Annotated in this window: 14 protein-coding genes; 6 read left to right on the plus strand and 8 right to left on the minus strand. The window is 68.8% G+C overall.

Features of this window, described 5'->3' with window-relative positions; translation table 11 throughout:
• The first annotated feature begins 1 nt into the window (after position 1).
• Positions 2–1,006: a trypsin-like serine peptidase gene (locus AC1MFL_RS04535; protein ID WP_479813661.1), complete on the plus strand. Its 1,005-nt coding sequence runs from the start codon at positions 2–4 to the stop codon at positions 1,004–1,006.
• Between the two features lie 444 nt (positions 1,007–1,450).
• Here the strand turns inward: AC1MFL_RS04535 and purH are convergent, their stop codons facing one another.
• Positions 1,451–3,136: a bifunctional phosphoribosylaminoimidazolecarboxamide formyltransferase/IMP cyclohydrolase gene (gene purH / locus AC1MFL_RS04540; protein WP_479813662.1), complete on the minus strand. Its 1,686-nt coding sequence runs from the start codon at positions 3,134–3,136 to the stop codon at positions 1,451–1,453.
• 153 nt (positions 3,137–3,289) lie between these two features.
• Here purH and AC1MFL_RS04545 point away from each other — a divergent pair, with 153 nt between their 5' ends.
• Positions 3,290–4,642, plus strand: coding sequence for an MFS transporter (locus AC1MFL_RS04545; RefSeq protein ID WP_479813663.1), 1,353 nt, complete (start codon positions 3,290–3,292; stop codon positions 4,640–4,642).
• A gap of 157 nt (positions 4,643–4,799) precedes the next feature.
• Here AC1MFL_RS04545 and purN read toward each other — a convergent pair whose 3' ends face one another.
• On the minus strand, positions 4,800–5,375 hold the full coding sequence (purN, locus tag AC1MFL_RS04550) for a phosphoribosylglycinamide formyltransferase (protein ID WP_479813664.1): 576 nt from the start codon (positions 5,373–5,375) through the stop codon (positions 4,800–4,802).
• A gap of 39 nt (positions 5,376–5,414) precedes the next feature.
• Between purN and AC1MFL_RS04555 the strand changes: the two genes are divergently transcribed.
• On the plus strand, positions 5,415–5,846 hold the full coding sequence (locus AC1MFL_RS04555) for a hypothetical protein (protein WP_479813665.1): 432 nt from the start codon (positions 5,415–5,417) through the stop codon (positions 5,844–5,846).
• Between the two features lie 13 nt (positions 5,847–5,859).
• Here AC1MFL_RS04555 and AC1MFL_RS04560 read toward each other — a convergent pair whose 3' ends face one another.
• Positions 5,860–7,176 carry a cell division protein PerM gene (locus AC1MFL_RS04560; RefSeq protein ID WP_479813666.1) on the minus strand — a complete coding sequence of 439 codons (1,317 nt, stop codon included), beginning with the start codon at positions 7,174–7,176 and terminating at the stop codon, positions 5,860–5,862.
• 185 nt (positions 7,177–7,361) lie between these two features.
• Between AC1MFL_RS04560 and AC1MFL_RS04565 the strand changes: the two genes are divergently transcribed.
• Positions 7,362–7,832, plus strand: a complete 471-nt coding sequence (locus tag AC1MFL_RS04565) for a DUF4383 domain-containing protein (RefSeq protein WP_479813667.1) — start codon at positions 7,362–7,364, stop codon at positions 7,830–7,832.
• Between the two features lie 586 nt (positions 7,833–8,418).
• Here AC1MFL_RS04565 and AC1MFL_RS04570 read toward each other — a convergent pair.
• From AC1MFL_RS04570 to AC1MFL_RS04590, 5 genes are all read right to left on the minus strand, one after another.
• The gene (locus AC1MFL_RS04570; RefSeq protein WP_479813668.1) at positions 8,419–9,732 is read right to left on the minus strand and encodes an MFS transporter; all 1,314 of its coding nucleotides are present in this window, start codon (positions 9,730–9,732) and stop codon (positions 8,419–8,421) included.
• Between the two features lie 129 nt (positions 9,733–9,861).
• On the minus strand, positions 9,862–10,962 hold the full coding sequence (locus tag AC1MFL_RS04575) for a phosphotransferase family protein (RefSeq protein ID WP_479813669.1): 1,101 nt from the start codon (positions 10,960–10,962) through the stop codon (positions 9,862–9,864).
• A complete protein-coding gene (locus AC1MFL_RS04580) occupies positions 10,959–12,197 on the minus strand; it encodes an acyl-CoA dehydrogenase family protein (protein ID WP_479813670.1) in 1,239 nt (412 codons plus the stop codon). The genes AC1MFL_RS04575 and AC1MFL_RS04580 overlap by 4 nt, the downstream gene beginning before the upstream one ends.
• Before the next feature lie 113 nt (positions 12,198–12,310).
• Positions 12,311–13,105, minus strand: coding sequence for an SDR family oxidoreductase (locus AC1MFL_RS04585; RefSeq protein WP_479813671.1), 795 nt, complete (start codon positions 13,103–13,105; stop codon positions 12,311–12,313).
• A gap of 2 nt (positions 13,106–13,107) precedes the next feature.
• Entirely contained in the window at positions 13,108–14,766 is a 1,659-nt protein-coding gene (locus tag AC1MFL_RS04590; RefSeq protein WP_479813672.1) for a class I adenylate-forming enzyme family protein, read from the minus strand.
• Positions 14,767–14,897: 131 nt separating this feature from the next.
• Here AC1MFL_RS04590 and AC1MFL_RS04595 point away from each other — a divergent pair, with 131 nt between their 5' ends.
• Together AC1MFL_RS04595 and AC1MFL_RS04600 are read left to right on the plus strand one after the other, a co-directional pair.
• Complete coding sequence (locus AC1MFL_RS04595) at positions 14,898–15,578, plus strand: TetR/AcrR family transcriptional regulator (RefSeq protein ID WP_479813673.1); 681 nt, start codon at positions 14,898–14,900, stop codon at positions 15,576–15,578.
• Between the two features lie 260 nt (positions 15,579–15,838).
• Positions 15,839–16,717 (plus strand): HNH endonuclease, encoded by an 879-nt coding sequence (locus AC1MFL_RS04600; protein ID WP_479813674.1) that lies wholly within the window; start codon positions 15,839–15,841, stop codon positions 16,715–16,717.
• The last annotated feature ends 46 nt before the right edge of the window (positions 16,718–16,763 follow it).

The following is a 16,763-nucleotide window of genomic DNA, read 5'->3' on the forward strand; positions in this document are numbered from 1 at the left end:
CATGAGAACACCCAAGACTATGGCCGCCAGCCTCCTCAGCCTTTCCGCAGCGGCACTGCTGGCCCTGGGCGCCGCGGGCGCAGCAAGTGCAGCCCCGGCACCCGGCAATACCCCGGCGGAAACGTCGGGGGTCAGCAGCCACACCGTCGTCGAGACCGGCGGCGCCGAGTACTGGACGGCCGAGCGGATGCGCAATGCCATCCCCGGGGACGTCCTGGCCGACAAGGCCAAGCAGAGGAGCACCAACTCCACGGCCGCGCTGAACCGCCCGGCGGAAGCGGCAGCGCCGAGCACCGTCGAGGCCCTGGCGCCCAGCCTGCAGGCGAAGCAAGTCCAGACCAAGACAAACGCGAGCGAGACTCCGGTCAAGCACATCGGCAAGGTCTTCTTCACGCTCGGCGGCACCAACTACGTGTGCTCGGGCAACTCGGTCTCCTCCACCAACAGGAGCACCGTCTCCACGGCCGGGCACTGCGTCAACGAGGGCCCCGGCGCCTTCGCCACCAAGTTCACCTTCGTCCCGGCCTACCTCAACGGCTCCGCACCCTACGGGATGTGGACGGCCAAGGCCCTCTACACCCCGACCCAGTGGAGCTCCGGCGGTGACATGACCTACGACACCGGTTTCGCGGTCATGAACACGCTCAACGGCCAGAAACTTGCGGACGTTGTCGGCGGCTCGGGCGTGCAGTTCAACGCCGCCCGCGGCCTGAGCTACAAGTCCTTCGGCTACCCGGCGGCGGCACCCTTCAACGGCGAGTCTCTGAAGAGCTGCAGCGGCACAGCCACGAACGACCCGTACAACCCGCAGTTCAACACCCAGGGAATCCCCTGCAACATGACCGGCGGCTCCTCGGGGGGCCCGTGGTTCATCGGTTCCAGCTCCACCGGCTACCAGAACTCGATCAACAGCTATGGCTACGGCAGCAAGTCCACCACGATGTACGGCCCGTACTGGGGCTCCGTCATCCAGCAGGCCTACACCACTGCGGCGGCCGCCGCCTAGCCGGGCCACCAGCGCACCAACACAGCGCGGGGTCACGTGTGGTCCATCTCCAGCAGCGGGGATGGGCAACAAGTGGCCCCGCCTTGGCGTTAACCCTGGTTTCGCACCCTGCTGCGCTTCCCGACCTCCGCACGGGGCATGCTGTGGCATCTGCCCACGGGACATGCCCTCCGCTCGGACCGGGCATTGGACATAGTCCCCTTATGTCCAGTCGTAGGCGCCAGGACTGGACATGTCCACCACACGCCCTCGCGATCCCGGGCTTGGTCCTCCCCGCCATCGCTGGACATGCCCTCCGCACGGACCCGGCACTGGACATAATCCCCTTGTGTCCAGTCGTAGGCACAAAGAATGGACATGTCCTCCGGAAAGGGAGGGCATGTCCATTCTTGGTGGGGCCGGCCGCGCGGGGCCCGCGCGAGCTGCTTGGTGGGGCCGGTGGAACTAGTGGAAGAAGTGCCGGGCGCCCGTGAAGTACATCGTGATGCCTGCGGCGTTGGCTGCGGCGATGACTTCCTCGTCCCGGACCGAGCCGCCGGGCTGGACGACGGCGCGGACGCCGGCGTCGATCAGGATCTGCAGGCCGTCGGCGAACGGGAAGAACGCGTCCGACGCCGCCACGGCGCCGCGGGCCCGCTCGGGGGCTCCGGTCGCGTCGGCGTTCGAGGCGCCGCCCGCGCCGTCGACCTCGGAGTCCACGCTCACACCGAGCGAGTTGGCCCGCTCGACGGCGAGCTTGCAGGAGTCGAGCCGGTTTACCTGGCCCATGCCGATGCCGACGGCGGCACCGTTGTCGGCGAGCAGGATGGCGTTGGACTTGGCGGCGCGGCAGGCGGTCCAGGCGAACGCGAGGTCGGCCAGGGTCGCGGCGTCGGCGGCGTCACCGGCGGCGAGGGTCCAGTTGGCGGGGTTGTCACCCTCGGCGTCGACCTTGTCCGTGGCCTGCACCAGCATGCCGCCGGAGACCTGGCGGAACTCGGTCGGGTAGCGGCCGTAGCCATCGGGCAGGGCCAGGAGCCGGATGTTCTTCTTCTTGGACAGGATCTCCACGGCCTCGTCCTCGAAGCCCGGCGCGATGACGACCTCGGTGAAGATGCCGGCCACGGTCCTGGCCATGCCGGCGGTGACGGTGCGGTTGGCAGCGATCACGCCGCCGAACGCGGAGACCGGGTCGCAGGCGTGCGCTTTGGCGTGGGCGTCGGCGATGGGGTCCGCCGCGGCGGCCGACCCCACGGCCACGCCGCAGGGGTTGGCGTGCTTGATGATCGCGACGGCGGGCTCGGCGAAGTCGAAGGCCGCGCGGAGGGCGGCATCGGCGTCGACGAAGTTGTTGTAGCTCATGGCCTTGCCGTGCAGCTGGTCGGCCTGCGCGATGCCGGCCGGGGCGGCATGGTCCACGTACAGGGCGGCCTGCTGGTGCGGGTTTTCGCCGTAGCGCAGGACCTCGGAGCGTTCCAGCGCCAGGCCAGCGTAGGCGGGCCAGTCGATCACGCCGTCGCCGTCCTCGTCGAGGAACTGGCCCGCGGTCCAGGTCGCCACGGCGGTGTCGTAGCTGGCGGTGTGCGCGAAAGCCTTGGCGGCGAGCCGACGCCGGGTCTTCAGGTCAAAGCCGCCCGAGGCGGCGGCAGCAACGACGTCGTGGTAGGAGGACGGGTCCACCACAATCGCGACGGCGGCGTGGTTCTTCGCGGCGGAGCGCACCATGGCGGGGCCGCCGATGTCGATCTGCTCGACGACGTCATCCTGCGCGGCACCGGACTTCACCGTTTCCACGAACGGGTAGAGGTTCACGACCACGAGGTCGAACGGCTCGATGTCCATTGACGCGAGCGTGTCCATGTGGGCCGGGACGCGGCGGTCGGCGAGGATGCCGCCGTGGACGCGCGGGTGCAGGGTCTTGACCCGGCCGTCCAGCATTTCCGGGGAGCCGGTGACTTCCTCGACTTCCTGCACCGGGATGCCGGCGGCGGCGATCTTCTTGGCGGTGGAGCCGGTTGAGACGATCTTGACGCCGGCCTCGTGCAGGCCCCTCGCGAGCTCCTCCAGACCGGTCTTGTCGTAGACCGAAATCAGCGCCCGGCGGATGGGGACACGGTCGATGGATACACGGTCAAGCTGCGTGAAGCTCACAAAAGTCTCCGTCTTATATCGCGGCGGGGCCGCGGGTGGTGGGGATGGGGCCAGTTTATCGTGTCAGCGCACCGGGCCTTTCCGCGCGCCGGAGTATGAAGCGCACCGAACCGGTGCGCCCGGCCACGTAGAGTTTTCCCAGGAGGCTGAGAGATGAATACGTACACCACTGTGCCCAGCGGCGAACAGGTGGTCCAGGAACTGCCGTGGCGTTGGAAAGTGCAGGGCCGGATCTTCCTGATCGGCGGCCTGGGCTTTATGTTCGACGCCTGGGACGTGACGCTCAACGGCATCCTGATTCCGCTGCTGTCCAAGCACTGGTCGCTCAGCCCGGGCGACGCCGCCTGGATCGGCGCCTCGAACCTGATCGGCATGGCCCTGGGCGCCTTCGTCTGGGGCACCATCGCGGACACGATCGGGCGCAAGAAGGCCTTCACCGCCACCCTGCTGATCTTCTCGGTCTTCACCGTGCTCGGCGCGTTCTCCCCCGACTTCCTCTGGTTTGTGGCGTTCCGCTTTATGGCCGGCTTCGGCCTGGGCGGCTGCATCCCGGTGGACTACGCGCTGGTGGGCGAATTCACGCCCCGCAAGCAGCGCGGCAGGGTCCTCACCGCGATGGACGGCTGGTGGCCGATCGGGGCCGCACTGTGCGGTTTCGTGTCCGCCGGGCTGATCGCCCTGTACGGGGACTGGCGGCTGACCATGCTGGTGATGGTGCTCCCGGCGCTGCTGGTGTTCTGGATCCGCCGCAGCGTCCCGGAATCCCCGCTGTTCCTGATCCGCAAGGGCCGCCGCGACGAGGCCGCCAAGGTGATCGACGACCTCGTCGCGGCCACCGGGGCCGAGCCCCGCGTCTACAGCCTGCCCGAGGCGCAGGAGGCCCCGCGGCTCTCCGCCGGCAGCGCCTGGACCCAGCTGCGCGCCCTGTGGCAGTACGACTGGAAGATCACGACGGCGGCCTGGTCGCTGTTCTTTTCCATCCTGCTGGTCTACTACCTGTCCCTGACCTGGATGCCGCGGATCCTGATCGGCGCCGGTTTCGAGGAGTACAAGGCCTTCCTCACCACCGCCTCCATGGCCGCCGTCGGGCTCCTGGGCGTGGTGGTTGCCGCCCTGCTGGTGGAGCGCGTGGGCCGGAAGTGGGTCCTGGCGATTACCGGCCCGCTGTCCGCGCTGACCCTGGTGATCGTGGCGATTGTGGTGGACATCCCGACGGCGGCCGTGTTCTGGCTGCTGGTCTTCGGCTTCGTGGTGCAGGTGGCCATCCCGGTGCTCTACGCGTACGTCTCCGAGTTGTACCCGACGGAGCTGCGCGGCTCGGGCTTCGGCTGGGCCTCGACGTTTTCCCGGCTCGGGGCGGGCTTCGGGCCGCTGGTGTTCGCGGCGTTCCTCTGGCCGGAGCTGGGCCTGGCGACCTCGTTCGCCCTCGCCGGCGGCCTGGTGCTGCTCAGCGTGCTGTGGACGGCGTTCTTCGCGCCGGAAACGAAACAGCGCCGGCTCGACTAGCCGCCCCACCTCCGCCCCTCCGCTCCCCGCCGCTCCCCTCCCCTCCCCCGGATGCGCTATCACTTTTGGTGCTCACCGACCCCTGGAGAGCACCAAAAGTGATAGCGCAACGGGGCGGAGGGGGTGGATGCACGGGGTGGATGGTCGTACGGGCAGGTCAGGCGGGCTTCTCTGCGGCGGCGAGGGACGCCAGCGTCGAAACCAGCAGCCGGCGCTCCACGACCTTGATCCGTTCGTGCAGGGACTCCTCGGTCTCGCCGTCGCCGACCGCCACGGCTTCCTGCGCGATGATCGGGCCGGTGTCCACGCCGGCGTCGGCCCAGTGCACCGTGCAGCCGGTGACCTTCACGCCGTAGGCCAGCGCGTCGCGGACCCCGTGGGCGCCGGGGAACGACGGCAGCAGGGCCGGGTGGGTGTTCAGATATTTGCCGCCGAACGCGTCGATGAAGTCTGCGCTGACGATCCGCATGAACCCGGAGGACACGACGACGTCGGGCGAGTACGCGGCCACGGCCTCGGTGAGCGCCGCGTTCCAGGCGGCCCGGTCCGGGTAGGCCTTGAAGTCCACCACGAAGGTCGGGATTCCGGCAGCGGCCGAGCGCTCCACTCCGTAGGTTCCGGGCCGGTCCGCGCCGACGGCGGCGATCTCGACGTCGAGCCTGCCCGCTTGCACGGCGTCGATGACGGCCTGGAGGTTGGAGCCGGTGCCGGAGACGAGGACTACGATGCGCATTGTCCTAGCTTATGGGGCCGCTCGCGTAGGCTGGAAACCATGAATCCCCCGAACGACTCCGCCGGCAGCCCGGGCGGACAGCACCCGCACAGCGACGCGGCCAAAGCCTCGCAGGCGAAAACCCACAATCTGTTCCGCAGCTTCGTCGTGGCGGTGCTGGGCTCGTTCTTCGTCTACCAGCTGGACATCAGCTACCTCTGGCTCAGTGCGCTCCTGACGGCGATCGCCATCGTGCTCGGCATCATGGTGCTCGTCCGGTACGCCAAGCTCAAGGAATCCAAGTTCGTGCTGTTCGGGACGATTTCCGGGCTGGTGGTGGTGGCCGTGCAGGTGCTGCTGCTCGTGTCCTCGGCGCTGTTCTTCAACCAGGTCCGGGACTACCAGCAGTGCAGCCGTCAGGCCCTGACCGAGCAGGCCGCGTCCATGTGCCGGACCCAGCTGGAGAAATCGATGCCCGTGCAGCTGCGCTAAGCAGCCTGCCGGATCACAGGGACGACGCCGGCTCGAGGTCCGCTTCGCGCAGCGTCTGCTGGCGTTCCAGCCACGGACCGGCGGCGTAACCGACCACGACGCCGACCGCCACTTCCACAGCCACGAACAGTGCCGTCCGGAGCGGGTCGGGCCCAATCTCCGTGAGCCGCCCGATGCCGGCGGATCCCCCGGCCATCCAGGCCAGGGCCGCCGCGAGCAGCCCGGCGACACTGCCGACCATGACGCCGAGCGCAAGCGTGGAGGCGGCGGCGGTGAACCAGCGGGCGTGGATCTTGATCGAGAGCCATTCGTCGAAGTGGTTTTCGCCCTCGCGCAGGAACCACCAGCCGGCCAGGGTCCCGGCGAGGACAGGCACCACCAGCGCGACCACCCCGTAGTCCAGCGACCCGGCCGGCAGCGCCGCCAACGCCGGGATCGAGGGCAGCGGCCCGACGGCGGTGCCGAGCGCCCCGGCCTGGGAACCGGTGCCCAGGGCGAAGCCAGCGCCGGAGGTCCAGGAAAGGGCAAAGACTGCCAGGTTGGGCAGGAAGCCGAGCTGCGCGATGGTGAGCACGGCACCTCCCATGGCGCCGGCGTCGAGCGCTTCGTAGACGGCGATCACGAGGTTCCAGTGGATGAACAAGGTGGCGGCGAGGAGCACGCATGACATTGCCAGCCCCGCCATCAGCGCCACGAAGCCGGCTTTGATGGCGGACCCCAGATAGGACCCGGCCCAACGCGAATGCTGGCTGGTGCGGGAGAGCCAGTCGACGGCGTCGACGCCGATCAGCCGGCTCCAAGAGCCGGCCTCGCGGCGGGCGCCGATCACCATGCCGAGCCCGAACGGGACCAGCGGGATGAGGGCGGCGGACCAGAGGCCCACGCCGACGTCGCCCGTGCGGCAGATGAAGCCGGTGGCGAGGCCGAAGCCGGCGTACATCAGCCACGAGCCGAGCAGCGCCTGCCACAGCTGGTCCGTGTAGGAGGCCCGGGCCAGCCGCCGGCCGGCGCGCCAGGCGAGCAGGAACGGGATCAGCGTCAGTCCGAGCGGGGTGAGGGACAGGACACCGGATTGCGGCTGGGCCACGGCGGCGTTGGCCGTGTCCAGCAGCAGCGGAACGCCGTGGATCAGGAGCCAGGCCTGGCCGGCGAGGCGGGCCAGGGCGTCGGGTGCGCTGTTCAGGAATCCGGCGGTGGCCCACACGGCGAGAATCGGGGCGGCCACCACGAGGGCGGAGATTATTGCCGCCTGCGCGGACTCAAGGGCTCCCTGCAGCCACAAGGGCATCGGAAGTCCACGTTCCCCGGTCTGATCAGCGCGCAGTTTCATCGTGTTCCATGGTGCCACGTGACGGCCTCCCGGGCCGTTCCGACAGGCTCAACCGGCGGATATTGCAGGGATTTTGCCCCGGCCGCGGGGTTTGGGGGTGCGTTCAACTGCCGGCCCTGCCGGCGCTTTTTTCCCTACTCCGCCGTAAAATTGGAGTGTCCGCAATCAGTGGTTGGAGGCAGAAAATGACTACCGCATCTCCACATGCACACGGCGTTCACTTCGGACGGACAGATGTCCAGAACGTTGGCATGGGTGTGGGTATCGTCCTTATAGTCGTGGGCATCCTGGGGTTCATCCCCGGCATCACCACGCAGTACGGCTCATTGGCGTTCTTCGGACCCGGTTCCATGGCCTTGTTTCTTGGCCTGTTCCAGGTATCGATGCTGCTGAACATCGTTCAGCTAGCGATCGGCGCCACCGGCCTGGCCATGTCCCGGAACAACCCCATGGGTGCCCGGAACTTCCTTATGGGCTTTGGCCTGCTGTACATCGTCCTTAGCGTCTACGGGCTCATTGTTGGGGTGGGGTCGGCGGCCAATTTCCTGTCGCTGAACGCCGCAGATGTTTGGGCCTTTATGATCATGGGCATTGCAATGGTAGGCGCCGGTTGGCTGATGTCGAGGCATCTGGCCGAGGACGCAAAGACCCGGTAGAGCAAACAACCGGGAAAAAGGGAGCCGCGAATGAGTAACGTTTCATAGCAATCTGAAAATTCGTACTACCTGCTGGTGCAGTCGCCCCGCGGAAACGCAGTGGCTGCACCAGCTTTCTTTGTGTCCGGCGGCGGCTGGTGGCGGCGCGGGCGGGCCCGCGGGTGCGGGTGCGGGAGCGGGCCTCGGTGGGCCCGCGGGCGGCAGCCGGGCTCCGACAGGTTCCTCGCGTGGGCCTCGCGTGGCGTCGGCGGCCGAACCTCCGCCCATTCGCCACAAATGGCCGCTATGCCTCCTCGCATAGCCCCTGTCTTCACCCATTCACCACAAATGGCCGCTATGAAACCCCCGGGCCGCACCCATTCGCCACGAATGGCCCGCTATGAGACCCCGTCCGCACCCATTCACCACAAATGGCCGCTACGAAACCCCCGGGCCGCACCCATTCACCACAAGTGGCCGCTACTGATCCCCGAATAGCGGCCACTTGCGTCCAATGGCTGCCCCCATGCGCAGCCAGGCAATCCGCGGCCCACAGCCCGCACTGCCTGGCCGGCAGCGCGGGACCCGGACCGGCCCACGGGGGAACTCAGGCGTCGTTGAGGTCGATGCCCTTGGTTTCAGGGAGCTTGAACACCGCGAGCGCCGTGGCGAGGCAGAGCACGATGATGTAGACGTTGGATAGCCAGCCCAGGCTCCAACTGTTGAAGAGGGCATTCAGGTAGGGTGCCGTTCCGCCAAAGACCGCGACCGACAAGGAATAGGCAAAGCCGATGCCCTGGGTGCGGATCTTCGTGGGGAAGTTCTCTGACAGCACGGCGGCGAGCAGCGCCCCCGGGATGGCGACGATGCACAGGGCCAGGCTGGCGGCGACGGCGAGTGTCCAGCCATCACTCGTGATCATGCCCATCAGCGGAAACTGCGAGGCGACCATGGCCACGGAGAAGCCGATCAGCAGGGGCTTGCGCCCGATCCGGTCCGAGAGCCGGCCCCAGAACGGCAGGCTGATGAGGGCCAGCGATTGTGCGACCACGGAGGCCCAGTATGCGGTCTGCGGATCCATCCCCCGCTGGGTGATGGCGAAGGTCGAGGCGTAGGAGGTCCAGGTGTAGTGGGCAGCGGTGATGCCCGAGGTCATGGCGATCATGAGCAGCACCGCGCGGATGATGGCCTTGCGCGGGATGGGTGCAACCTCGGCGGCCGCCGCCTTGGCTTCGAAGACTTCGCTCTCTTCCATGCTCCGGCGAAGGTAGAGCGCAGCCAGCGCCAGCACGGCCCCGAGGAGGAAGGGGATGCGCCAGCCCCATTGGGCAACACCGGCCGCGCCCAGAACACTGGTCACGCCGCCGCCCACAATATAGGCCAGAACCGAGCCGCCAAAGATGGCTACGAAAACGATGCTTCCCCACTGCCCGCGTTTGGCCGGAGGCGCGATCTCCGCGATGTAGGTGTTGGCCGTGGCGGACTCCCCGCCGTGGGCGAAGCCCTGGGCAACCCGGGCCAGCAACAGGAGCACGGAGGCCCAGATTCCCACCTGGCCATAGGTCGGCATCAGCCCGATCAGCAGCGAGCCGCCGGCCATGATGAGCATGGTGGTGATCAAAACGAACTTGCGCCCGCGCCGGTCCGCGATCCGGCCAAACACGATGCCGCCCAGCGGGCGCATCAGGAAGCCGACGGCGAAGACCGCCAGCGTGGAGAGCAGCGCCGAGACGGGGTCCTTGGAGTCGAACATCGCGGCCGCAATGAACGGCGCGAAGACGGCGTAGGCGCTCCACTCGTACCACTCCAGGACGTTTCCGATGGTGCTGGCGAACATGGAACGCCGTTTGGAGCGTTGATCGGAACGGCTCTGTTGCTGCCCGGACGGCGGGGCAGCCTCAAGTCGGATGGTGCTGTCCATGGTGGTTCCTTCCCTACTGCGCTGTATGAGGAATTCGGGTTCTGAGGCAATGACTGAGGAGGCCGTGGCGCCGGTGGCGGCCACAGCTCAGGAGCGGACGGCCCGCGGGGACGTCCCGCCGGCGCTGGCTTACTTCAGGCGGGTCGCGAGCCGTTCGGCGACGTCGAGCAGCTGCGGCACGCCGTGTTCCATGGCGGCGCCGAACCCGGTGTCGCCCGGACGTTCGCCGCGCAGCCAGCGGGTATGGATCGCCTCGCTGAAAATCGCGGCTTTCCACAGGGCCAGGGCCTGGTACCAGGGCAGCGGCGTGAGGTCCAGGGACATCCGCTCCTGGTACCGGTCGATCAGCTCCTGCCGCCGCAGGTACCCCGGAAGCCGGGTGACCGGCGTCAGTTCCATCGTCGTGAACGGCTCGTCGGCGTCGGCGTAGGTCGCGGTCAGATAGCCGAGATCGGCCAGCGGGTCCCCCAGGGTGGCCATTTCCCAGTCGAGCACGGCGGTCACCCGCGGCGGGCCGTCCGGGGCGAACATCAGGTTGCCGGTGCGGTAGTCGCCGTGGATCACCGAGTCGCGCTGGCTCTCCGGCCGGTTTTCCTCCAGCCACGCCGCCAGGCGTCCGACGGCGGGCATGTCCCGTGTCGTGTTGACGTCCCACAGCGCGGCGAACCGGGCGACCTGGCGTTCGAGGTAGCCCTGGGGGCGGCCGATCCGGGCGATCTCGCCGCCGGACACGTCCAGGGAGTGCAGGTCCGCGAGGGTGTCCACCACGGCCTCGCTCGTTGCCCGGCGCGCCGAGAGGGGGTCGAGGTGCCGGGGTACCGTGTCGGTGAGGACCGCGCCGTTGAGGTGTTCCATCAGGTAGAACGGCACCCCGAGGACGGCCTCGTCCCCGCACACGGCAAGGATCCGCGGAACGGGCATGCCCAGCGGTGCCAGGGCCAGCTGGATCCGCGCTTCCCGCACCATGTCGTGGGTGGATTTGGGCAGCGGCGGCCGGGGTCCGCGGCGGAGCACGACGTCGGCCCCGTCCCGGCGGATCCGGAAGGTCACGTTCGACTGGCCGTCGCCGATCCTTTCCCACTCCAGGGGGCCGGAACCCAGACCTTCCTGGTCCAGGAAGTCGCGGACGGAGTCCAGGATCAGCAGCGGCGGCCGGGTCAGCGAGGCGGCCTGCTCCGGGCTGTCGACGACCTCGGGCTGGGCCGCTCCGGCTGCCTCCGCGGGCGTCATGATCCGGCTCCTTCGGGGAACCTGGCCGTGCCAAGGAACGGCTCGCCCCCGGCAACCGCGCGCCGCCGCTGCGACGAGGCGCGCCGCGAGATGGCCCACTTGTGGGTCTCGTTGGCGCCGTCGTAAATCCGGAACGGACGCACTTCGGCGGCGTACTGTGCCAGCGGCAGCCCGTCGGAGACCCCGTCGCCTCCGCAGAGCTGGATGGCCCGGTCGATCACCCGGAAGACAGCCTCCGAGCAGTGCACCTTGGCGATCGAGGACATCGCCGAGCCGGCCTTGGGATCGGAGACCAGGAGGGCGGCGGTCTTGGTGATGATCGCGTCCGAGGTTTCGATGTCGATCACGGACTGGGCGATCATCTCCTGGGCGATGCCGAGCTGCGCGATGGGCGAGCCGAATATTTCCCGCGTGTCGGTCCGGTCCAGGGCGATGTCCAGCGCGCGCCGGGCCAGGCCGAGCCAGCGCATGCAGTGCGTGAGCCGGGCCGGTCCCAGCCGGACCTGGGCGTATTTGAAGCCGAGGCCGACTTCGCCGAGCACCGCCTCCGGCCCGACCACCACGTTCTCGAAGTGCAGGTTCGGGTGCCCGCCGGCGATGGTGCGGTCAATGGTGTGGATGGGGTTGCCCAGCCGGACACCCCGGGCATCCATGTCCACCAGGAACATTGTCGCGCTGTCCGTCCCGGTCCCGGCATCGGGCGTCCGTGCCATGACGATCGCGAAGCCGGCGTGCTCGGCCCCGCTGGTGAAGCGCTTGTCCCCGGTGATGGTCCAGGAGTCGCCGTTGCGGACCGCGGTGGTCAGCAGCCCTGCGGGGTCCGAACCCGCCCCCGGGTGCGGCTCGGTCATCCCGAAGCAGGAGAAGGTGTCGCCGGCCGCGAGCGGGGCAAGGTACTGCTTTTTCTGCTGCTCGGTGCCGATGATGTTCAGCATGTGCATGTTGCCCTCGTCCGGCGCCATGCAGTTCAGGACGGCCGGCCCGATCGGGGAATAGCCGGCCTCCTGGAAGATCGGGGACCACTGGTCCACCGGCAGGCCCTGGCCGCCGAAGGCGACGGGGACGTGCGGGGCGAACACACCGGCAGCTTTGGCGGCTTCGCCGAGTTCGCGGCGGAGACCGTCGTCGAGGCGTTCGCCCGGCCGCGGCTCGGCAGGAATCACGACGCCGCGGATGAAGTCGCGGGTGCGGAGCCGGAGGTCTTCGACGGCGGGAGGCAGGGAGCTTTGGTTCATGGGAGGTCCTTTCGGGCCGGACGGGCTGGGCGCTGGGGCGCTGAGGGTGAGGCGCTGGGGCGCTGGGGCGCTGAGGGTGAGGCGCGGACGGGTTGGGGCGCTGAAGGCGGGGGTTAGGCGGTGCCGCCGGCGGCGAGCAGACCGCCGTCGACCGTGAGTATCTGGCCGGTGATCCAGCCGGCGTCCGGCGAAGCGAGGAACGCGACGGCGGCGGCGACGTCCTCGGGCACGCCGAGCCGCTTGAGCGGGTAGTGCCCGGCGACCTCTGCTTCCTTGCCTTCGTAGAGCGCCTTCGCGAACTGGGTCTTGACGACGGCGGGGGCAACGGCGTTGACGCGGACCTCGGGGCCGAGCTCGACGGCGAGGGTGCGGGTCAGGTGGGAGACCGCGGATTTGCTGATGCCGTAGAGCCCGATCCCTTCGGACGGCGTGTCGCCGGTGACGGAGGAGATGTTCACGACGCAGCCGCCGCGGTCCCGGAAGGCCAGCCCGGGGTGGGACAGCGCGCCCTGCACCCAGGCGAGGGTTCCGATGACGTTGACGTTGAAGACCTTGCGTGCGGCGTCGAGATCGAGGTCGGCCAGCGGACCGTAGACCGGATTGATGCCGGCGTTGTTGACCAGGATGTCCAGGCCCCCGGTTTCGCGGGCAATCAGCTCGAAGACCGCCTGCTGGTGCCCGGCGTCGTCCGCCTTGCCGGCGACGCCGTACGCGGTGCCGGCGGGGAAAGTTGCGACGGCGTCGTCGAGGGTTTCCTGCGTCCTGGCCGTCAGGATGACCCGCGCGCCTTCCGCAGCAAGCCGCCGGGCGATGGCCAGGCCGATGCCGCGGCTGGAGCCGGTCACCAGGGCGGTCTTGCCGTCGAGCCGGTGCGGGATGGTGGGCTGGGTTTCGTTCTGTCCGGTCACGTTCAGTCCTTCAGGTTCAGGCCGCGGAGTTCGCGCCGCTGGATCTTGCCGGTGTGTGTTTTGGGGAGATCATTCAGGATGTAGAGCCGGCGCGGATACTTGTAGGCGGCCAGCCGCTCCTTGGCGAAGGAGACCAGTTCGGCGTCGGTCGCATGTTCGCCGGCCTTCAGGGAGACGTAGGCGACCACCGCCTCGCCGCTGTAGCTGTCCGGCTGGCCGACCACGGCCGCCTCGAGGACCGCCGGATGTTCGTAGAGGGCGTCTTCGACCTCCCGGGGCCACACCTTGTAGCCGGAGACGTTGATCTGGTCCTTCATCCGGTCCACGAGGTAGATCCAGCCGGCCTCGTCCATGATGGCGACGTCCCCGGTCCGCAGCCGGCCGCCGGGAATCGCCGCTGCTGTTTCCGCCGGCTTGTTCAGGTAGCCCGGGGTCACCTGCGGCCCGCTGAGCTCCAGTTCCCCCGGCTCCCCGTCCGGAACCGGTTCGCCGTCGAGGCCAATGACCCGGGCCAGGAGATTCGGCAAGGGCACGCCGATCGCGAGCGTGCCGCTGGCGGGGTCGACCGGCGCCACCGAGCCGGGCGGGACGGCGATCACCGCCGAGGCCGTCTCGGTCATGCCGTACACGTTGTGGATGTACTGCCCGAACCGTGCCTGGAAGGCGGCCACCGTGGCCGGCGGGATGGGCGCCCCGCCGGAATAGATGTACTTGAGGGTCGCGAACTCCGCGGCCGTCGCGTGGGCGAGGTCCAGGAGCGCATTGAACACGGTGATCGACCCGATGATGTGGGTCACGCCGTGCCGGTTGAAGGACTCGAGGATGACGTCCGGGCGGACCCGGTTGATGAACACCAGGTTCACGGGATGGATGAGGGCCGTCACCGCGGTGGCCACCGCACCCGTGATGTGGAAGAGGGGTGCGACGGCGAGCACCACGTCGCCCGGCGCCAGATCCTGCCATTGCGCGTAACCCGTGGCGACGGCCAGCACGTTCCTATGGGTTCCCAGGGCACCCTTCGCCGGGCCGGTGGTTCCCGAGGTATAGGTCAGCAGCGCCACGCTGTCCCCGGTGAGCGGCGGCGGCACCGGGACCTGGCCGGACCTCCGCTGGAGGATCGAGTGCAGGTCCTCCCCCGTCCGTTCCAGCCGGTCCGGCGAGCGGAAGACCCGCGGATCGTCCTCGCTTTGGAAGTCCAGGTCCGAGGTGGTGATCGTCCACGCCACGCTGCTGCCGAGGAGCGTCTCGGTCACGCCGTCGAGCTCGCGGTCCAGGCAGACGATCCCGACGGCGCCCGAGTCGTCGATGATGTTGCGGAGCTCTTTGCCCTTGTACATCGGGTTCAGCATCAGCGCCGTTCCCCCGGCCTTCCAGATCGCCAGCATGGACAGGGCGAACTGCGGGATGTTCTGCAGGTAGATGCCGACGGCACGTCCGGGGCCAACGCCCCGCTGTTGAAGTTCGACGGCGAGCGCATCGGTGAGCGAGTCGACGTCGGACGCGGACAGCGACTGGTCGAAGTAGGTGACGGCGGTGGCCTCCGGTGCTTCACGGACGCGTTGGGCCCAGGCGTCGTTGATGGTCGCGGCCGCCGGCCGGATGCGGGGCGGGACGCCGTCGGGATACAGGGCGGTCCAGGGTGGGTCTGCGGTTTCGTTCACGGCGATGAGTCTCTTCTTCGTTGAACAGAGGACGGTGAATCTTTGTGTGACTTGGCCTACTTTACCGAGCGCTCGATCGGTTTCATCGAATATAGTGTAGATACACAACTACGGCAAGGGGTCACGGGGACATGGTCGGACAAGCTGCCAGGCAATCAACGACGCCGGCCGCGGCAACGGGCGCGGTGCGCCCGGGGGCTGCGAGCGCCGCCGGAGGGTGGCAGGATTTCTCGCCGCCTGCCCTCCGTCCGGCCCTGGCGGCGGCCTTGGCCTGCTTCATGGAAAACGGCTACCACGGGACGACGATCCGCCAGGTCGCCACCCGGGCGGGCCTGTCTGTCCCCGGCCTGTACCACCACTTCCCCTCGAAGCAGGCACTGCTCGTGGCCCTCGACGACGAGGCCATGAACGAGCTCTGGAACCGGAGTACGGCCGCCCTGGCCGACGGGCCGCAGTCGGTGCTGGACAGGTTCGACCGGCTGATCCGCTGCCTCACCCTCTTCCACGCACACCGGGGCGGGCTCGCGTTCATCGCCCTCAGCGAGATCCGCAGCCTGGAGGGATCCGCCCGCGCCGAACACATTGCGGCCCGCGACCGGCAGCAGGCGCTGCTCAGCGGGATCATCGACGAGGGTGTGGCCGCCAGGATCTTCGACGCGCCCCACCCCCGCGAGACCAGCCGCGCCATCACCACGATGTGCACCGGTGTGGCGCAGTGGTACCGGATCGACGGCGAACTCACCCCCGAGGAACTGGCGGACCGCTACGGCAGGCTGTGCCGGCTGACTGCAGGGGCGGCCGCCGGCCGCTGAGCGGCTCCTCCGGCGCTGGAACACTCCCGGCGCTGGTGTTCGCCGCGCGCGCACCCGCCCGTCGGCACCGATTCACCACAAATGGCCGCTACGAGCGTGTCCGCCCGCACCCATTCACCACAAGTGGCCGCTACGAGCCCGCCCTGGCGCACCCATTCACCACAAGTGGCCGCTATTCACCCCGGCTTAGCGACCATGTGCGTCCAATCGCCGAATCGCAGGCTGCCACTCACAGGGACCACTCCTGCGAGAATGGCCAGATGACCGCCATCATCCTGGGCTGGAACCCGGACCGCTGGAATGACTGGACCTACGCCGGCGTCGTTGAGCGCGTCGCCGCGACCGGCATGCACCTCCAGCGGTGGAGCGTGGGCCGCCCCTGGAACATCGCTGCCGGAACGGATGCCTGGCTGCTCTTGCAGGGAGACCATGGCCGGGGACTTATTGGCCACGGCATCGTGGTCTCGGAGCAGCCTGAACCCGGGCCACATTCGCCCATTCCAGCGGGGGCGGCGACGGACCGGAGCCAGCTGTATGTGCAGGTCGCCTTCGACGCCCTCCTACCGCCCGGCGAGCAGATCGCCGTCGACGTTCTCCTGGATTCGGTCCCCGCGGTCCCGTGGGAAAGCGCTGATGCCGCCGAGCTGAGCGTTGATCCGGCCGACGAAGCGGGCATCAGGGCCCTGTGGCGTGAGTTCGGGCCTCCGCCCGGCCCGGACCCCACTCGACCCGGCCCCGGCACCTACCCGCAGGACGCGGTCACCCGGGTGGAGGTCAACCGCTACGAACAGGACCCCGACGCCCGGCGGGCCTGCGTTGCGCTCCACGGCACCAACTGCGCGGCCTGCGGATTTTCCTTCGAGCAGACGTACGGCGAGATCGGCCTGGACTTCATCCCGGTCCACCACCTCGTCCCGGTGTCCCAGCTCGGCAGCGACTACCAGCTCGATCCCATCACCGACCTCGTCCCGCTCTGCGCCAACTGTCACGCCATGGCCCACCAAAGCGTGAGCACTCCGCGGACCGTGGCCGAGCTGCGCCGGATCATCGCCGACGCCGGGTTCCTCCGCGGATCCACAGTCACCGACGACCAGCTCGAGGCCCAGCGGCAGGCCCGGGAGCTCCTGGGGCCGCAGTAGGCCCGCGCCGGCATAGCCGCATGACCTGGGCCTCCATCGCCGCTTC

The sequence above is a fragment of the Arthrobacter sp. BG3 genome (genome assembly GCF_056680185.1).

Bases quoted from the DNA above. Each gene is read 5' to 3' on its own strand.
- AC1MFL_RS04535 (WP_479813661.1), top strand. From the start codon at position 2: ATGAGAACACCCAAGACTATGGCCGCCAGCCTCCTCAGCCTTTCCGCA.
- AC1MFL_RS04545 (WP_479813663.1), top strand. From the start codon at position 3,290: ATGAATACGTACACCACTGTGCCCAGCGGCGAACAGGTGGTCCAGGAA.
- purN (WP_479813664.1), bottom strand. From the start codon at position 5,375: ATGCGCATCGTAGTCCTCGTCTCCGGCACCGGCTCCAACCTCCAGGCC.
- AC1MFL_RS04555 (WP_479813665.1), top strand. From the start codon at position 5,415: ATGAATCCCCCGAACGACTCCGCCGGCAGCCCGGGCGGACAGCACCCG.
- AC1MFL_RS04560 (WP_479813666.1), bottom strand. From the start codon at position 7,176: ATGAAACTGCGCGCTGATCAGACCGGGGAACGTGGACTTCCGATGCCC.
- AC1MFL_RS04565 (WP_479813667.1), top strand. From the start codon at position 7,362: ATGACTACCGCATCTCCACATGCACACGGCGTTCACTTCGGACGGACA.
- AC1MFL_RS04570 (WP_479813668.1), bottom strand. From the start codon at position 9,732: ATGGACAGCACCATCCGACTTGAGGCTGCCCCGCCGTCCGGGCAGCAA.
- AC1MFL_RS04575 (WP_479813669.1), bottom strand. From the start codon at position 10,962: ATGACGCCCGCGGAGGCAGCCGGAGCGGCCCAGCCCGAGGTCGTCGAC.
- AC1MFL_RS04580 (WP_479813670.1), bottom strand. From the start codon at position 12,197: ATGAACCAAAGCTCCCTGCCTCCCGCCGTCGAAGACCTCCGGCTCCGC.
- AC1MFL_RS04595 (WP_479813673.1), top strand. From the start codon at position 14,898: ATGGTCGGACAAGCTGCCAGGCAATCAACGACGCCGGCCGCGGCAACG.
- AC1MFL_RS04600 (WP_479813674.1), top strand. From the start codon at position 15,839: ATGACCGCCATCATCCTGGGCTGGAACCCGGACCGCTGGAATGACTGG.